At 35.0% G+C, this 17,618-nt stretch carries 16 protein-coding genes; 10 read left to right on the plus strand and 6 right to left on the minus strand.

All coding sequences use genetic code 11. The features are described 5' to 3' along the window. The first annotated feature begins 134 nt into the window (after positions 1-134). Positions 135-566, plus strand: a complete 432-nt coding sequence (locus H6G06_RS18070; protein ID WP_190562620.1) for a hypothetical protein — start codon at positions 135-137, stop codon at positions 564-566. A 60-nt stretch (positions 567-626) separates the two neighbouring features. Here the strand turns inward: H6G06_RS18070 and H6G06_RS18075 are convergent, their stop codons facing one another. The 4 genes from H6G06_RS18075 to trxB form a co-directional block, all read right to left on the minus strand. Beyond that, positions 627-1,517, minus strand: a complete 891-nt coding sequence (locus tag H6G06_RS18075; protein WP_190562622.1) for an ROK family protein — start codon at positions 1,515-1,517, stop codon at positions 627-629. Between the two features lie 162 nt (positions 1,518-1,679). Next, positions 1,680-1,841, minus strand: coding sequence for a hypothetical protein (locus tag H6G06_RS18080; protein ID WP_190562624.1), 162 nt, complete (start codon positions 1,839-1,841; stop codon positions 1,680-1,682). A 97-nt stretch (positions 1,842-1,938) separates the two neighbouring features. Further along, on the minus strand, positions 1,939-2,826 hold the full coding sequence (locus tag H6G06_RS18085; RefSeq protein WP_190562626.1) for an ABC transporter permease: 888 nt from the start codon (positions 2,824-2,826) through the stop codon (positions 1,939-1,941). A 190-nt stretch (positions 2,827-3,016) separates the two neighbouring features. Continuing rightward, positions 3,017-4,378 carry a thioredoxin-disulfide reductase gene (gene trxB, locus H6G06_RS18090; protein ID WP_190562628.1) on the minus strand — a complete coding sequence of 454 codons (1,362 nt, stop codon included), beginning with the start codon at positions 4,376-4,378 and terminating at the stop codon, positions 3,017-3,019. Positions 4,379-4,540: 162 nt separating this feature from the next. Between trxB and H6G06_RS18095 the strand changes: the two genes are divergently transcribed. The 9 genes from H6G06_RS18095 (at position 4,541) to H6G06_RS18135 (ending at position 13,365) form a co-directional block, all read left to right on the plus strand. Continuing rightward, a complete protein-coding gene (locus tag H6G06_RS18095; RefSeq protein WP_190562630.1) occupies positions 4,541-5,065 on the plus strand; it encodes a type IV pilin-like G/H family protein in 525 nt (174 codons plus the stop codon). Positions 5,066-5,124: 59 nt separating this feature from the next. Continuing rightward, on the plus strand, positions 5,125-6,453 hold the full coding sequence (locus H6G06_RS18100; RefSeq protein WP_190562632.1) for a class I SAM-dependent methyltransferase: 1,329 nt from the start codon (positions 5,125-5,127) through the stop codon (positions 6,451-6,453). Positions 6,454-6,852: 399 nt separating this feature from the next. Next, the gene (locus H6G06_RS18105) at positions 6,853-7,422 is read left to right on the plus strand and encodes a type IV pilin-like G/H family protein (protein WP_190562634.1); all 570 of its coding nucleotides are present in this window, start codon (positions 6,853-6,855) and stop codon (positions 7,420-7,422) included. A 205-nt stretch (positions 7,423-7,627) separates the two neighbouring features. After that, positions 7,628-8,197: a type IV pilin-like G/H family protein gene (locus tag H6G06_RS18110; protein WP_190562636.1), complete on the plus strand. Its 570-nt coding sequence runs from the start codon at positions 7,628-7,630 to the stop codon at positions 8,195-8,197. Between the two features lie 132 nt (positions 8,198-8,329). After that, a complete protein-coding gene (locus H6G06_RS18115; protein WP_190562638.1) occupies positions 8,330-10,546 on the plus strand; it encodes an O-linked N-acetylglucosamine transferase, SPINDLY family protein in 2,217 nt (738 codons plus the stop codon). After that, positions 10,533-10,682 (plus strand): hypothetical protein, encoded by a 150-nt coding sequence (locus H6G06_RS18120; RefSeq protein ID WP_190562640.1) that lies wholly within the window; start codon positions 10,533-10,535, stop codon positions 10,680-10,682. The genes H6G06_RS18115 and H6G06_RS18120 overlap by 14 nt, the downstream gene beginning before the upstream one ends. A gap of 149 nt (positions 10,683-10,831) precedes the next feature. Next, positions 10,832-11,293: a DUF29 domain-containing protein gene (locus H6G06_RS18125; protein ID WP_190562641.1), complete on the plus strand. Its 462-nt coding sequence runs from the start codon at positions 10,832-10,834 to the stop codon at positions 11,291-11,293. Between the two features lie 33 nt (positions 11,294-11,326). Then, positions 11,327-12,343, plus strand: coding sequence for a hypothetical protein (locus tag H6G06_RS18130; protein WP_190562643.1), 1,017 nt, complete (start codon positions 11,327-11,329; stop codon positions 12,341-12,343). Positions 12,344-12,372: 29 nt separating this feature from the next. Further along, on the plus strand, positions 12,373-13,365 hold the full coding sequence (locus H6G06_RS18135; RefSeq protein ID WP_190562645.1) for a hypothetical protein: 993 nt from the start codon (positions 12,373-12,375) through the stop codon (positions 13,363-13,365). 68 nt (positions 13,366-13,433) lie between these two features. On the opposite strand, the gene H6G06_RS28020 is transcribed toward H6G06_RS18135, so the two are convergent. Further along, positions 13,434-15,530 carry a DUF5672 family protein gene (locus H6G06_RS28020; RefSeq protein ID WP_338422956.1) on the minus strand — a complete coding sequence of 699 codons (2,097 nt, stop codon included), beginning with the start codon at positions 15,528-15,530 and terminating at the stop codon, positions 13,434-13,436. Positions 15,531-15,543: 13 nt separating this feature from the next. Beyond that, entirely contained in the window at positions 15,544-17,427 is a 1,884-nt protein-coding gene (locus H6G06_RS27065) for a methyltransferase domain-containing protein (RefSeq protein WP_242039763.1), read from the minus strand. Positions 17,428-17,618: the final 191 nt, after the last annotated feature.

Here is a 17,618-nt window from a genome sequence, read left to right on the forward strand (position 1 = left end):
CGATCTGGGGACTGGGGACTGGGGACTGGGGACTGGGGACTGGGGACTGGGGACTGGGGACTGGGTGAATAACCTATTACCTGTTCCCTATTGCCTATAAGGTAAAATTGCCGTAGGAGTGTTGAGGCAATTTTGTGGCTTACTGGGTAAAAATACAAGACCAGAGGAAAGAATATGTAGTTAATTTGGAACGTGTAAATACATTTTGCTATGAAAAAAACGGTAGAATTACTTTTTGGTTGCCTAATAGTTCTATACCTATAGTCATTAACCCCCAAAGTAATGAGGAAGACTATCAAAAAATTTGTGAATATATAGAGTACGCCCAACAACTAGATTTAAATCATGATTATTGGGTAGAAATAACCTATGATAGAAAAGAATATTTAATCAATCTCAACTGTATTAGTTCTTTCTGTCATGAACAGAATGGTAGATTAACTTTTTGGTTGCCAGATATTAATTTCCCCATCATTATTAACCCCACAAGCAGTCCCGAATCCTATCAAAAGGTGGTAAACTACTTAGAAAAACACATAGGATTTGATCTGGAAAATAGGGAATAGGTAATAGGTAATTAGGTTATTCATCTTTCCAGTCCCCAGTCCCCAGTCCCCAGTCCCCAATCACCTGTCACCTATTCCCAATGCTAATTTAGCAGCACCTACCATTCCCGCTGAGTTACCGAGTTCTGCTGGTAGTATTTGTAAACCTACACGCGAAGTAGGTAGAACCCGCTTTTCAATTTCAGCTTGCATTGATGGTAAAAAATATTCAAAACTGGCACTGACACCACCACCAATAATAATCGCCTGGGGTGTGAGAACATATATTAAACTTGTTAAACCAAGTCCCAAGTCTTTACCATATTCTTGCCAAAAAGTCAAGGCTTCAGTATCACCTTTTTGGGCAAGTGCGCCTAATTCTGAGGGTTCTTTCCCCGTGCGACGACGAATAGCAGATATACAGGTATACTGTTCTAAAGAACCTTGATTACCACTATTACACATTGGACCATCGGGGTTTAAAGTAATTAAACCCAATTCTGCTGCTGCACCTTGATGACCGACAAATAATTTACCATCAAGGATAATTGCACCACCAACCCCAGTCCCTAATGTTAGTAAAATTAGATTTGGGAAATTTCGGCCAGCACCTAACCAAGCTTCCCCTAAACCAGCACAGTTAGCATCATTAGCGAGGATAGTTGGTTTACCAGTTTTGGCTTCTAACCAATCGGCTAAGGGTACATCATGCCATCCTGCCAAATTAATGGCAACTTTGGCAACCCTTCCCGCAGCGTCAGCAGGCCCGGGAGTTCCCACACCAATAGCTATAGTTTGATTATTTGGGTCTATTTGAGTTATGGCATCCAATATTTTAGATAATACAGCTTCTGGTGTTGCTGGTTGGGGAGTATCTACAGTTAAAGATTGTAAACAATTACCATCTGCTGTAAAACGTCCCAGCTTAATTGCTGTTCCTCCTAAATCAATACCGATTACTTGTTTAGTCATTAGGAATAGGGGGAGATAAGAGTGTTCCAAACAATAAATGATCCAAAACCAGAGATTGCTTCATTCCGTTCTGCTCCATATGGCTAACGCCACGCTCCGCGAACGCAATGACAATTGGGCATTTTTTTACTTGGAATATTCTAAATAACCCAATCACCAATTCTATTGGTTTTTGTTAACTATTCGCACATGAGCTATTTGGTTTGAACTAATACTTGAATTCTGCCAATTTGCCACGGGTGCGCCTTTTAAAATACCCGATAAAGCTACAGAAAGCATTAATCCACCGGTAGCAGCTGCAATTAAAGTAATATTATCTTTCACACGAGTCTCTCAGTTTGTTAGTTGTCAGTTGTCATCAGTCAGTTGTCATTAGTCATTAGTTATTAGTTATTAATTATTTTTCCCAATCACCAAATAACTATTGCCTATTTTCTCTTCTCAGACGAGGATTGACAAATTCATTCAACCCTTCACCAAGTAGTGATAACCCTACTACCAAGGTTGTCATAGCTAAACCCGGAAACAGGGTAGTCCACCAAATGCCTGTAGGTAGTGCTTCCAGAGCTTGCTTTAAATCATATCCCCATTCTGGTACATCTTCAGGTAGTCCTAAACCCAAAAAGCCTAAACCGCCTAAAACTAATATGGCATCTGCGGCGTTGAGGGTAAAGAGGACGGGGACACTTTGAATAACATTGAAAAATAGATATTTTGAAAGTACAGTCCAGGTAGAAGCGCCTATTGCTTGCGCGGCTTCGATGTATACTTCCGTTTTGACGCTGACGGTGTGGTTACGAACTACGCGATAATATTGGGGTATGTAGGCTATACTAATAGCGATCGCAGCATTTAAAATTCCTCTCCCCACCACAAAAGCCAGTGTGACAGAAAGCAGCAATCCCGGTAGGGTGTAAATGCTATCCATGAGAAACAGCAATACTTTATCTAATTTTCCACCCAAATAGCCACTTACCATCCCCAACGGTACACCAATTACCATACTGAGGGCGGTAGCTAAAATAACTACTTGTAGTGCCGCTTGTGCGCCAAAAATCGTCCGGGAAAAGACATCATAACCCAAACGACTTGTACCAAACCAGTGTTTAAGGGAAGGTGCATCATGAATAGGGTTACTTAAAAATTCTTTGGGGTTTTGTAGCCATCCCCAAGATTGAAATACAGGCGCAAAAAAGGCTAAAAAGATAAAAAATAAAGTCATAGCCAAACCTATCAGCATAAATCGCTGGGATAGGTTAGATTTAGCAAAATTAAAAAAACTTGGTATTTGACGTTTTGTAATGGTCATGGGAGATTTTTTACTGGGGCTTGAGTGAAAATATTAGTCTCCTAGACTCGTTCCCAGTCTCTGGCTGGGAATGCAGATATTGAGGCTCTGCCTCAAATAAGCTAGAGTGGTGGAGGCAGAGCCTCCTTAGTGCATTCCCTGGTAAAACCAGGGAACGAGGAATTTTCTTCCTTTCACCTGTCACCTGTTTTTACAGATTACTTTCAATTAACTGCCGATACTCACTTTTCTGTTTCACACCCTTAAGTTCCTTCACCAGTTCCTTATCTTTAAACAATTGTACTGTTGGTGTTCCTGTCACTCCGGCATTTTCAGCAATATCTCGATCTTTATCAATGTCGATTTCGACAAAGTGAATCTTACCATCAAATTCATCGACTACTTTATTTAATATCGGTTTCAAGGTATGACAGGGACCACAACCAGGAGAAACATATTTTACCAACAGCAAGCGATCGCTTTCATGGAATAATTTCCTTAAAGCATAACCCCCCTCATGGCGTGTTGCTTGCAAATTAAACTCTGTTTCTGCTTTCTGTGTTTCTGGTTGCGTTGCTAATTCATTATTTGCTGTTTCTGGTTGATGATGGAACTCATGAATTAAATTCTTTGATGATAACCATCTTTCTGCTAACATGGCCGCCATACAACCAGTACCCGCTGCTGTAATTGCTTGCCTAAATTCATGATCCTGCACGTCACCGGCTGCAAATACACCTTCTAAACTGGTTTCTACACCACCATGTTGAGTGACAATGTACCCCACCTCATCCAGCTCTAATTGTCCCTGAAATAAATCTGTATTGGGCTTGTGACCAACAGCGTAAAATAAACCTTTAGCATTGATGGTACTTTCTTCCCCGGTTTGATTATTACGAACTTGCACACCGGTCATATTACCCTTACCAACCACATCTACCGCTTCGGTGTGCCAATGTACCTTTATTTTTGGGTTGCTCAAAACTCTATCTTGCATGGCTTTAGAAGCCCGCATTTTTTCAGAACGCACTAATAAATGTACCTGAGAACCATACTTCGTTAAATAAATTGCTTCCTCCGCTGCTGAATCTCCCGCACCAATAACCGCTAACTCAGCACCGCGAAAGATGGGGGTTGCACCATCACAAATCGCACAAGCGGAAATTCCCCGACTCCAAAATTGATGTTCACTGGGTAAACCCAAACGTTTAGCTGTTGCACCAGTAGCGATAATTAAACTATGTGCTTTGAGTTCCCTTTCTTGGGAACGAATAGTAAAAGGACGCTGACTTAAATCAACTGATATCACATCTTCAGTATATAACTCAGCCCCCCACCGTTCCGCTTGCGCTTTCATGTTATCCATCAAGTCTGGTCCGGTAATACCTTGGGGAAACCCTGGAAAGTTCTCAACTTCTGTGGTTGTCATCAGTTGTCCACCGGGTAAACCTCCTGCTTGGAAACCTTCAAAAACCACAGGTTTTAAATTTGCCCTTCCTGCATAGATAGCTGCTGTATAGCCAGCAGGACCAGAACCGATAATTACTAAGTTTTCTACTGTGGGGTTAGTCATATTATCCAAACTCATAACGACTACGTTTAATTTAAGCATAGCATAACAAATGCAGTGATAAAAGTTGGGGTGATTTGGGCATACTGGGATTAGGGTGTATCTCCAAGTAATATTGCGTTGATATTCTGCTGATTTTTGTCAAACTAACTACTTAAAAATAAGATGAAAAGCGATTTCAAAAGGCAACTTTTAGGGTACATCCTCCCAAAAAAGCAAGATAACGCAGGTTTTACACTAACTGAACTAATTATAGTTACAGTAATTATTGGTATACTGTCTGCGATCGCCCTACCCTCAATATTGAGCCGAGCTAATAAAAGTAAGCAGACTGAAGCTAAACTATATACTGGCTCAATGAATCGCGCTCAACAGGCTTATTATCTGGAAAATACCGCCTTTACTACTTCTATTGATAATTTAGGAATTGGGATTCAACCCCAAACTGAGAACTATGACTACAATATCCAGATAAATAACACAGTCGCTACAAATAACGGTGTTTCTAGGAAAAAAGCTTTAAATTCTTATGTAGGAGTTACTTATTTGAATACATTTATCAGCACAGCAGGTACTGTTGAGTCAGTGACGATAACTATTTTATGTGAAAGCCCTAATACTGGTGTGGGTACTCAGCAAACTATGACATCAGGGGTTTGTCCCACTGGTTGGTTACTGTTGCCAAAATAAGTGATAAGGAAGGTATGATTTAATTTACTATAAAATTCTGAAGAATAACATTGATGATCATGAATAATTCTAACTCTGATTTGTGGGATAAGATTCGTCAGCAATTTGACAGCGCACCATATCCCAGAATGCCCCTGGATAAATCGCCTAAAGACAATCCTAATTTACTGTACATTCATAATTTATCAACGGCTTATTATTTAAGAAACAAAAAATTTGTAGATACTAAAGATAAAATAATTTTAGATGCTGGTTGTGGGACTGGTTACAAATCATTATTTTTAGCAGAAGCTAATCCTGGTGCAAAAATAGTCGGTGTTGATATCTCATCAGAATCAATCCAATTAGCCAAACAGCGCCTAGAATATCATGGGTTTAATAATGCCGAATTTCATGTTTTATCAATCTATGATTTACCTGAGCTAAATTATAAATTTGACTATATAAATTGTGATGAACTGCTGTATCTATTTCCTAATATTTCTATAGCTTTACAAGCCATGAAATCGGTGTTAAATACTGATGGTATCATTCGTAGTAATTTACATAGTGCAATCCAACGATTTAATATTTATCGCGCTCAAAAAGTATTTAGTATGATGGGTTTGATGGATGAAAATCCAGGAGAATTAGAAATAGAAATTGCCATTGATACAATGAAAGCTTTGAAAGATAATGTCACTCTCAAAACTCAAACTTGGAGTTCTGAGTATGAAGGAGAAGATAAACAAGAGCGAATTTTAATGAACTATTTGTTTCAAGGAGACAAAGGTTACACTATCAGCGATATGTTTACAGCTTTGAGAGCAGCAGATTTAGAATTTATCAGTATGATACATTGGCGAGAATGGGATTTAATGCGTTTATTTAAAGAACCTGATAATCTACCTACTTTTCTGGCTATGAGTTTACCAGAAATTTCTCTAGAAGAAAGATTACAGTTAGTTGACCTATTACATCCTATTCACCGCTTACTAGATTTCTGGTGTGGTCATCCTCAACAGGAGCAAACATTTGTACCAATTGCCGAATGGAATGATTTAGACTGGGAACAAGCTATAGTACATCTGCATCCACAATTAAACAATTCTAACTTTCAAGCAGACCTCATTGATTGTGTGACACAGTGTAAACCATTTCATCTTGGTAAGCACTTATTAACAGCGCCAGAATTTCAAACTTTATGTGTAGATAGTGCAGTGGCTGTTTGCTTGCTGCCTTTGTTAGATGCGCCCCAAGCAATGATGTATATTGTAGAACGGTTCCGACAAGCTCGACCTGTAGACCCTGTTACCCTTCAGCCTACAGCACTGCGACAGGCTTTTGAAACGGTGAAAGACCTGCTGTTAACTGTGGAAGATTGCGGTTATGTAATGGTAGAGAATTAATTTGACACTATATATAATAACCATACTAAAATATCTCCTGAAAAGAATGTAGAGACATTCCACGGAACGTTTCTACAAAGGTTCTAGAGCGTCGATTCCTTAGAGACGTTAGATGTAATGTCTCTACTTTACAGTTTTCAATATTGATTTAACGGAGATGACTTTTTTATCAAAGTCTCGAAAATATCAATGATTAACCGTAGATAAACGCTGATAAACGCCGATTTGGCGATTTATATAAAAAACTTGAAGAGATGAAATCCTTGATAAATAAGCTTTTTAGGGCATTTTCTCCTATCTAGCAAAAAAAAATTCGGTGGGGTGATATGAAACTGATCAGAAGTGGGTAAGTTTTTCTCATAAGGAAACAAACAACACCCCAACTCAAGAGAAACTACTATGAAAAGTGAACTGAAAGCAAAATTCTTACAACACCTCCTGGGCAAAAAGAAAGATAATCAAGGTTTCACCCTGATTGAATTGTTAGTTGTTATCATCATCATTGGTATTCTATCTGCTATTGCGTTGCCTTCTTTCTTAAACCAAGCTAAGAAAGCTAAACAATCTGAAGCTAAGACTTATGTTGGTTCTCTGAATAGAGGTGATCAAGCTTACTACGCTGAAAACGATACTTTTGCGGGTGCAGATACCAATGTGAATACTAGCGTAACAGCAGCAATGAACGCCCTTGGTATTGGTATTGCTACTCAAACCCAAAACTATAATTACGGTACTTCCGCCTATCTTAACGGTGGTGGTTCAAATGTTTACTCTACATCCTATTCAAGTTTAAACAGTGCTTCCTCTGGCTTAAAGAACTATAACGGTAAGGTTTACTTACAACAGGTGGGCGCTAACTCTGAACTTACCAGTCTTGCCTTTATGTGTGAAGCTCAAAAAGTTAATGTTTCCTTGGCTAATATGGGTACAGGTACTACTTGTCCAACAGATTGGAAGCTGATCAAGTAATATGCAATGGTTGTATCTTACTTGCAGTAAGTAATGAGTAAATTTAATTTACATTTAGACTCCCTACTATTTATTTGTGTGGGAGTTTTACTTTTTAATCTAGCTACCAAAAAATATTTTCTTAGAGGTGATATGAAACTGATCAGAAGTGGGTAAGTTCTTCTCATAAGGAAACAAACAACACCCCAACTCAAGAGAAACTACTATGAAAAGTGAACTGAAAGCAAAATTCTTACAACACCTCCTGGGCAAAAAGAAAGATAATCAAGGTTTCACCCTGATTGAATTGTTAGTTGTTATCATCATCATTGGTATTCTATCTGCTATTGCGTTGCCTTCTTTCTTAAACCAAGCTAAGAAAGCTAAACAATCTGAAGCTAAGACTTATGTTGGTTCTCTGAATAGAGGTGATCAAGCTTACTACGCTGAAAACGATACTTTTGCGGGTGCAGATACCAATGTGAATACTAGCGTAACAGCAGCAATGAACGCCCTTGGTATTGGTATTGCTACTCAAACCCAAAACTATAATTACGGTACTTCCGCCTATCTTAACGGTGGTGGTTCAAATGTTTACTCTACATCCTATTCAAGTTTAAACAGTGCTTCCTCTGGCTTAAAGAACTATAACGGTAAGGTTTACTTACAACAGGTGGGTGCTAACTCTGAACTTACCAGTCTTGCCTTTATGTGTGAAGCTCAAAAAGTTAATGTTTCCTTGGTTGATATGGGTACAGGAACTACTTGTCCAACAGATTGGAAGCTGATCAAGTAGTATGCAATATTTGGATATTACTTGCTATGCGTAGTAAGGATTACATTTAAACTCCCAAACAAGTAAATTGTAGGGAGTTTTATTTCTTTTAGTGATGACTGAACTATAAATTTTTAACAGTACATAATTAATATGGAAAAATTAACTGATTGGCAACAAAAAGCTGAACAATATCTATTGGCAGCAGATTATATTGCGGCTGCTAGGATTTATGAAGAAGCAATTAAACAAGAGCCTGAAAGTAGGATCAATTACTGGTATTTAGGGTTAATGCTTTTACTACAAGGTCAGGAAACTGAAGCGCAACTGACCTGGTTTTCTATATTAGCAGAGGCAGAGGAAGAAGAATATAAAATTTATTTCACAGAACTTCTGGAAATCTTGTTTAAAGAATCTGAACGTCAGTTTGATATTACTGAATATCATATTTCTTGGGCAATCCATCAGCATATTCGTGAAATAGCTCCAGAAAATATTAATAATTTAGTGAGACTGATTCAACTTTCAACACTATTAGGAAAGATTGAAGAATTAGATAATTATTTATTAGAAATAATAAACCTATTGACTAAAGAAAATGATGACTATACTCCAGAATTGCTCTTACAATTAGTACCGCAATTGATGAGCTATGCACCTGAGAAAGATTTAGTTTTTAATTTTGTCAATACTTGCTTAAAGTATTTCCCTCATACTCAAATTATACTTGATACTGTAGTTTCAGAATGTATTAAAATATCTCTGTTTGCCAAAAGACCTGATCTTGCTGTGAAGTTTGCTGAACCATGCTTGCAGATTCAGCCTCATAACAAGGGACTGTTACTGCAAATATCCTATTTTTATCAAAATTCATTCCAGTATGCACAAGGAATTGAAATTGCTAAACGTTTATATGAATTAGTAAATAGCAATGCGGAGAAACTGGCTGCTCTTGGTTTAGTAAATAGAGCGTTAATGTCTACTGGTAGTTATTGGGAAGAAACTTTTGAAAATTTACAAAAGCAAGAACAGTTAGTTTATCAACTCATATCAGAGCCTCCTCTAGATATTGACAGAATTTCTAATTTAACCTTATATAATTCAGTTTATTTCTTCCCTTATATTAATGATGATCCTGTTAAAAATCACTATTTACAAAACCAAGTTTCTCGTCTTGCCCAAGCAAATATTATTCACCACTGTCAAGACAATTTAACGCCTGATGGTTGGTGGTTGTCAGTTGCTAATAGAGAAAAAATACTCAACAAAAAAAATCTGAAAATAGGTTATATTTCTCATTGCTTTAAAAAACATTCGGTTTCATGGTTATGTAGATGGATTTTCCAACATCACAATAGAGAAAAGTTTCAAATCCATACTTATTTTTTATCGGATGCAGAACAGATAGAACCTTTTACAAAACATCACTTTGCTGATCAATCCTATAAATTTAAACAGCTTTCCTTAACTAATCCTAAGAAAATTTGGGAAGAAATAGTAAGTGATGAAATTGATATTTTAGTAGATTTAGATAGTATTACCCTAGATAGTTCTTGTGAGGTCATGTCTATAAAAACTGCACCTATTCAGGTAACATGGCTAGGTTGGGACGCTTCGGGATTACCATCCATAGACTATTTTCTTGCAGATCCTTATGTTTTACCTGAGTCAGCACAAGACTATTATCAAGAAACTATTTGGAGACTTCCGCAAACTTATCTTGCTGTGGATGGTTTTGAAGTGAATGTTCCTACTTTGCGACGGGAAGATTTTGGTATTCCTAGTGATGCAATTATTTATTTGATGAATCAAAAAGGATATAAACGGCATCCAGAACACCTACATTTACAAATGAGGATAGTTAAAAAAGTTCCCAATAGTTATCTGCTAATCAAAGGTGAAGCAGATGCAGATTTATCAAGACAGTTTTTTGAAACCATTGCCACAGAAGAGGGTGTAGATTTTTCTCGCATCAGATTTTTACCTCCTTTCCCTGCGGAAGCTACCCATCGTGCTAATTTAGCAATTGCTGATGTGGTATTAGATACATTTCCCTACAATGGAGCAACTACTACTATGGAAACCCTGTGGATGGGTATTCCTATGGTAACAAGAGTAGGAGAACAGTTTGCAGCCCGTAATAGCTATACCATGATGATCAATGCTGGTATTACAGAAGGTATTGCTTGGACAGAGGAAGAATATGTAGAGTGGGGTGTGCGTTTAGGTAAGGATGAAAAACTGAGGGAGGAAATTTCTTGGAAATTAACACAAGGAAGAAAAACTGCTCCTTTATGGAATGCTAAACAATTTACCCGTGATTTAGAAAGTGCCTATGAACAGATGTGGCAGAAGTATGTTGATAGTTGATCTTAGTTGGGTTTTAGGTTGGTTTGTTCGCGTCAGCGTTGCGAAGCAATGGAACGAAACCCAACATTTACAAGGCTTTGTTGGGTTTCACTTTGTTCAACCCAACCTACGAAAATCCTTAACCGAGCAGTATTAACATAACTTTATGAGGTTGGGTTTCCTTGCTTCAACCCAACCTACATAATTTGATTGTTTTGAGCTTAACCGACAAGTATTGAAAGTTATGTTAATATTTAACTAAAAGGCTTAGTTTACCAGCGTAGATATTGTTTTAGGTTTTTGATTATGATAAATATTACACAAAATCAACTACAAAAATTGTATGAAGTTGATGATTATCTATGGTTAGAAGAAACCATTAAACTTTTGAAAACAAAAGATTTAGATAATTTAGACTTATATAATTTAATTGAGGAGTTAGAAAGCTTGGGAAGAAGTGAGTTAAATAAAGTTAGAAGTTTATTAAGACAAATTATGATTCATATTTTACTGTTAGAATATTGGAACCAGGAATATGAACACAATTTTCGACATTGGCAAGGAGAAATAATTGCGTTTAGAGATGATTTAAACCATAGCTTAACTACTACTTTAAAAAATAAGTTAAGCCAAGAGATAGAAGATATTTATCAGGTTGCTTTGAAATTAGTTGACAAAAAAACAGGATTATCATTAAAGCAATTTCCTAATAACTGCCCCTATTCCTTAGAACAATTATTAGATGATAGTTGGTATCCTGAAAAATAACTGAAATTCAAAAAGTGTCAGCGTCGTATTATTATGTTTAATGAGATTTTTGATCGAGGAGTTTATTTAGGTTCATTTTCACTTAATACTCAAACAGGAGAAACACATTTATTATCCTGTATCCAGGAAGGATTAACAGCTTTAAATATTAGAATTTGTGATAATCCAGAAGATAGTAATTTGAATATTATTGATATATCTTTTATATCTAATTGTCATGAACATTCATTTGATTTATTGCCATATTTAGGTGATTGTGAAGTTTGGAAACATAAAAGTTTGTTTTTGAATATCTCTGATTTTGCTCCCAGACACTATATAAGTGACCCTAGTTATTCGTTAATTTCAGCACATACAACAGAATTTGTGGGTTTTCCTGCTGGGACAAGAATTCCTTGGGGTTTTGGGTTTCAGCAAAGATTACTTACTTTAACGGAGAATTTGGATTTTACCCAACCCAGAAAAAGAGTTATTATTAGAAACTTTAAACCTAGTTTCAATCAATCAGTTAGAGAATCATTAGATTTAGTTTTACTTCCTCAGCTAGAAAAAGTTATGACCATTGATAAGGCTCTGGAGGATTATTCTAGCCATACACAAAATGATAATTTCTTAACAAGACTATTGGATAGTAGATTTTGTTTAGCTTACTGTGGACAGTATGGAAGCAATATACTATTAAATCCTTACATATATAACTTACTAAAAGATTGTCAACTTACTTACTCCCAAGATGTTTTTATATTACGCTGGGATAGTTGGCGTTTATGGGAAAGCTGGGTTATGGGTTGTATTCCTATCACCTTGGATTTTGAGAAATATGGTTTTCAATTGCCTGTGATGCCAGAAAATTGGCAACATTATATAGGTTTAGATTTAGGTAAATTAGAAGAAGATGTAGACAAATTATTGTCTTTATCGGAATCACAATTAGATGAAATATCTTTGAATGGTAGAAAATGGGTGATAGAAAACTATTCACCACAAGCTGTAGCAGAAAGGGTTTTGACTACAGGAGTTGATAAAATTATCGGCTCAGTTAGTTATTAATTGTTGAAGAGATTAAAGAAATTAAAAATATGCTAAAAGAAATTTATGATCAGGGAGTATATTTACATTATTCACAAAGTGGAGAAGATCATTTATTACGCTGCATTAAGGAAGGTTTAATACAACTAGACATTAAAATATGTGATAACCCAGAAGATAGTAATTTGAACATAGTTGATATATTTGATATATCTTCCCAATATAAAAATTTCTTTGATTTATTACCATTTTTACATAATTGGCAGGATTTCAAAAATAAGTCAATTTTTGCAAATATAGCTGATTTTGGTACTAAACATTATATTAGTGATCCTGAATATTGGTTATTAGCTGCACAATCTACAGAATTTATTAATTACCCTTCTGGTACAAGGATTCCTTGGGGTTTTGGGTTTCAACAAAAATTACTTGATTTCACACAAGATTATGATTTTTATAGCCCAAGAGAAAGAGTTATTTTAAGGAATTTTAAACCTAGTTTCCGTCAATCAGTCAGAGACTCATTAGACCTTTTGTTAGTTCCGAAATTGGAAAAAAATATTCCAATTGATAGAAATACTAATTATAATTCAAGTTATAAGAATAACAATGATTTTCTGAAAAAATTATTAGCAAGTAGATTTTGTTTAGCTTATTGTGGTGATTATGCAAGTAATGTGGCATTAAATCCTGATCTCTTAAAGTTTGTAGAAAATTCTGAAATTACTTATTCAAAAAACGTTATTATATTACGTTGGGATAGTTGGCGTTTATGGGAAAGCTGGGTTATGGGTTGTATTCCTATCACCTTGGATTTTAAGAAATATGGTTTTCAATTACCTGTGATGCCGGAAAATTGGCAGCATTATATAGGTTTAGATTTAGGTAAATTAGAAGAAGATGTAGACAAATTATTGTCTTTATCGGAATCACAATTAGATGAAATATCTTTGAACGGTAGAAAATGGGTGATAGAAAACTATTCACCAAAAGCTGTAGCAGAAAGGGTTTTAACTATAGGTATTGATAAAGTTATTGGTTAGTTGAATTATCAAATAATATGTACATTTTTTTAGAAAAATCAACATATTAGTGATTATCAAGTTACCAATTATATTGAATATAGTGGAATTTTATCTAATTGCTTTATGCTAATTATTTTCTGATTATCATTTACCAATGATATTCTACCATAAATTTGAGGAAGTAAATGTTGCCACTGAATTTCAGTTAAATCTGGCAATAAAGAAATAGTGAATTCTTCAGTGATATCTATTTCTTCCTCCATCATAATATTCATAGCTATAGCAGCTAGGAAAATATCTGCCTCCTCTGGAGAAGTATTACTGGTATCAATTAACAGCGTGATTTTATTTCTATCAGAATTATAAGCAAGAGTTTGAATAATCTCTTGTATTTCAATGCCTAAATCTTCTTCATTTGCTGACCAATCTGGAAAAATGACTAGATTAATTTCTTTCAGTTTTAAGTCATTAATTAAACTACTATTATCTGGTGTTTCAACTAAGGAATCAGAAGATAATTTTAAATCATGAGTGATTTTATTCAGAACATGATTAACATGAGGTTTACCATGAAATCCAAAAGTTTTTTCCCAAGAGAAATTTTCAATTTCTTCTATAGGTTGTTCAAAACTAAATTTAGCTGCAATATCTAAAGGTGCGAATTTAATACCTTGTTCTTTAAACCATTCATACAAATAATGGCAGATAATTAAATCCTCAGATAATGAGGGTGTTTGGATGTTATCAAAGTCTAATTGTGAACATAATTCTAGTAACTTCTTGCTTCTGAGAGAGAACCCTCCATTTCCTACTCTATTTTGAATGAGGTCGAGGATGCCAATAACTTCTTTTAGTTTATTAATCAAAGGAACTGATTGTGGCCAAGGTGCCGCAATATAATCATAATTTAAAAATTCTTCTGACCACATTTGAGGATGGACAATAAAACCATCACCTTGAGTTACTAAACAAAAGTCTGTATCTATAAATGAGTTAAGCTCTTTGATAATAAATCTACTATATTCTACTAAACTTCTGATAGGATGAATTTTAATAATTTCTAACTGTGGGAAAAGCTCCAGGTATTTTTGATCAACTTCTTCTGAAGTAAAAAATAATATTCTGTGAAAGGTTGCATGGAGATTAGAAATAACTAAACTTAGTAAAGTAAGTTCGATTTCTACAGAAGATACAGTAATTAACGTTATATTACGAAGATTAAGTTTGCTATTGTTATTAATATTTTGTTGGAGTAACTTCAGGCTGTTAATTAATAATGTTTGAATATCAATGTCTAGTTTTTGTCGAGATAGAATACCACTATAAAAAGTTTTCTCTGTAAACTCATCTGCCACAATATCTCTAATGATAAAACGAGGATGATTTAAAGGAAACTGCATTTCTTCAACAGGTATATTAGCTAAGATACTATTTGAGTCTGTTGCATGAGTTCCTTCTTTTCCAAAACCGATATTAGAAACCAAATTTATATTTGGTAAAATGCTTAAACCTTGATTTATATAACAAGCAAATAACCAGGGATAATCCCACGTATCATAGCCTTCATACATTGCCTGAAAAGTCGCTGACCAATATCTAAATGCTTGTTCATCTTGGAGAATATCAAATAACCAACTTTCATCTCGCACTTGAGGCCAAAGTTGCATAGTATCATCATAATATTGCCATGCTCTTTTCCAAGTTGCCCAACCCCAACAATGGTTATAACGAGAAAAATAATAGCTATAATTTCGTCTTTGTCTTCCAAACTGAAGATTTTGTCCAGAAACTAGCATGATTCTGGGATTATGACGATACTTTTCTAGTAATTCTTCACAAAAATGGAAAAATGTAGGATGGGGAAGACAGTCATCTTCTAAAATAATTGCTTCTTCAACTTGGGAAAATACCCAATCTAACCCAGTGTAGATTCTTTTTCTACAACCTAAATTAACATCGGAGTAATTAGTTAATACTTCACATTCCCAGTCAACTTGATCAATAATTAATCTGGTAGCAGCACACTTTTCTTCTTCTCCAACTTTATTCGCTCTTGCACCATCAGCAATAACTAATAATTTGGGAGGTTTAGCTTCACGGATTTTTTCAAATACTCTCTCCGTTACATCAGGACGGTTAAAAATTATAAAACAAACTGGGGTTTTTAAGTGCCATTCATTCATAAAATTTTACTTTTTAAATTGCAATTATAGGATTTGTAATCTGAAAACAGGATCTTCCTAAACAAGAGCGTTTTTCGCTAGGTAAGCCTCCTCTGGATAATAAACTAACATCTTTAAAGAAGATGGAAGTACAGTTTTTATAAAGATAGCTGGGAATCATTCCATAAAAATCTATTCTCATAAATCCAGATTCTAACAATTTTTCAACACCTTCTGCGTGTTTGTGATCATCTGTGTTGTCAAAAATTATAAATCCTTTATCTTTTACTTTGGATATGGCAAATTCAGCACATTGATTTCTATTGCTACCATCAACAATAATTACATCAAAGGAATGATCTTCATATTGATTAATAGCAGCAGCATATTCTAAATCATCTTCAATCAAATATAGTTCTACATTTGAAGGCATATTTTCTTTGATATATCCAAACCAATTTGCATCACTTTCAATAGAAATTACTTGTGTTACTCTTTCAGACCACCATAAAGATGAATTACCACTACCATATTCAAAAACACAAAAATTACTATCTATTTTATTTTCAATAAATTCTATAGCAGGATAAGTGTACCAAGGAATAGGTTTTGCTTCTTGATTAATAGGTTTCCCTGAATACAAAGACTGTAACCATCCAGAAGTTTCTAAATAGTTAATACCTGGTGGTAAATTTCTAGAAATTTTTGGCCAGTCAAGAGTTAATACTAAGCTATGAGCTAAGGGAATTAAACCAGTGTCAGCAAATTGAGGGTTTTCAATGATTGCTTTTTGAAAGAATTCGACGGCTTCAGCAAATTTTTGTTCGCCAAATTTTCGATATGCTTTAGATAAACTACTTTCTTGTGGTTGTGACTGTGTATTTGGTAAACTATCTAACAGTTGTGATTTTTCTACAGCTAGTGAAGCACTTGAAAATTCTTCTACAGTAAAATAATGTAATTGTCCTAATCCGATTTGATTAATAAATTCTTCGTTTTCACCCTCTAAAACAATTCTAGAGTATAAAACCGGTAATAAACCTTTATATTCTTCTGGTGAACTTATATTTAGTAAATTAAATTCTGGTAAATTATTTTCATTAGTTTCTGTGTTTTCTTCATAGCAAAGATTCAGTAAGACATCTGCTAATAAAAATTGTGCATCTTCTAGATTTGTATTTTGGGTGTCAATCAATAAGGTGATATCACTACTTTTGGAATGACCAATAATAGCTTGACATATATTTACCAACTGTTCAAATATTTCCTCCATAGATTGATTCCAATCTGGGAATATAATGAAATTAATATTTCTTAAATTCAGTTGATAACTATTTTCTTCTGGTTTGATAGCTTTTAAAACAGCATGAACGTGAACAATTTGAAGCGCCGAATGTTTTTCCTCAATATTAACAATACTAAATTCACCTTTAAAACCATAATGACTTTGACAACCTGCTAAATAAGGAGGAAATTCTTGGCAATAATACATAAAGGAATTAATATTCCAAAAACTGACATGAGTGGGATCTTGAAATGCTCCCCTTCCATCTGTTGATGGAACACTAATATCAACTATTGCATTTGGTTTACAGATTCTCCATATTTCGTTCATGGTATGAATTCTATCTGGCAAATGCTCAATAAAATCATGTGCTTTGATAAAATCAACGCTATTATCAGGAAATGGAAAATGACTTTTTAAATCAGCAATAACATCAACATTATCACCAGCAATAACATCAACTCCTATAAAACCTTCTGCTTTATGAGTTCCACAACCTAAATCTACACACATCAATTTTGATGATGCTGATGCGTTAGAATTATAGATAGTATCAACTTCTTGTATTTGTTCTTGTCTTAGCATTTGTTTCTCCAAAAATATAAAATTAAAATGTAATTTTTCTTCAATCAATCAAAAAAATTATCAACCTGCCTATCAGGATACAACTTAACCAACTTCTCCATGAGTGCGTTAGCGTAGCTCACCGTAGGTATCGCTCACTTACTTGCCCCCTTAACATCTTCTATTACCCCCATATCTGGATAGTACCCGCAATTCACGGAAATCTATCACTTTCTATATCCACTGATATTGATTTTTAT

The organism is Anabaena sphaerica FACHB-251 (assembly GCF_014696825.1).
Classification (GTDB): domain Bacteria; phylum Cyanobacteriota; class Cyanobacteriia; order Cyanobacteriales; family Nostocaceae; genus RDYJ01.

What these genes read in the sequence shown, in the direction of transcription:
- H6G06_RS18075 (WP_190562622.1), bottom strand. Translation starts at nt 1,517, where the DNA reads ATGACTAAACAAGTAATCGGTATTGATTTAGGAGGAACAGCAATTAAG.
- H6G06_RS18085 (WP_190562626.1), bottom strand. Translation starts at nt 2,826, where the DNA reads ATGACCATTACAAAACGTCAAATACCAAGTTTTTTTAATTTTGCTAAA.
- trxB (WP_190562628.1), bottom strand. Translation starts at nt 4,378, where the DNA reads ATGACTAACCCCACAGTAGAAAACTTAGTAATTATCGGTTCTGGTCCT.
- H6G06_RS18095 (WP_190562630.1), top strand. Translation starts at nt 4,541, where the DNA reads ATGAAAAGCGATTTCAAAAGGCAACTTTTAGGGTACATCCTCCCAAAA.
- H6G06_RS18100 (WP_190562632.1), top strand. Translation starts at nt 5,125, where the DNA reads ATGAATAATTCTAACTCTGATTTGTGGGATAAGATTCGTCAGCAATTT.
- H6G06_RS18105 (WP_190562634.1), top strand. Translation starts at nt 6,853, where the DNA reads ATGAAAAGTGAACTGAAAGCAAAATTCTTACAACACCTCCTGGGCAAA.
- H6G06_RS18110 (WP_190562636.1), top strand. Translation starts at nt 7,628, where the DNA reads ATGAAAAGTGAACTGAAAGCAAAATTCTTACAACACCTCCTGGGCAAA.
- H6G06_RS18115 (WP_190562638.1), top strand. Translation starts at nt 8,330, where the DNA reads ATGGAAAAATTAACTGATTGGCAACAAAAAGCTGAACAATATCTATTG.
- H6G06_RS18120 (WP_190562640.1), top strand. Translation starts at nt 10,533, where the DNA reads ATGTTGATAGTTGATCTTAGTTGGGTTTTAGGTTGGTTTGTTCGCGTC.
- H6G06_RS18125 (WP_190562641.1), top strand. Translation starts at nt 10,832, where the DNA reads ATGATAAATATTACACAAAATCAACTACAAAAATTGTATGAAGTTGAT.
- H6G06_RS18130 (WP_190562643.1), top strand. Translation starts at nt 11,327, where the DNA reads ATGTTTAATGAGATTTTTGATCGAGGAGTTTATTTAGGTTCATTTTCA.
- H6G06_RS18135 (WP_190562645.1), top strand. Translation starts at nt 12,373, where the DNA reads ATGCTAAAAGAAATTTATGATCAGGGAGTATATTTACATTATTCACAA.
- H6G06_RS28020 (WP_338422956.1), bottom strand. Translation starts at nt 15,530, where the DNA reads ATGAATGAATGGCACTTAAAAACCCCAGTTTGTTTTATAATTTTTAAC.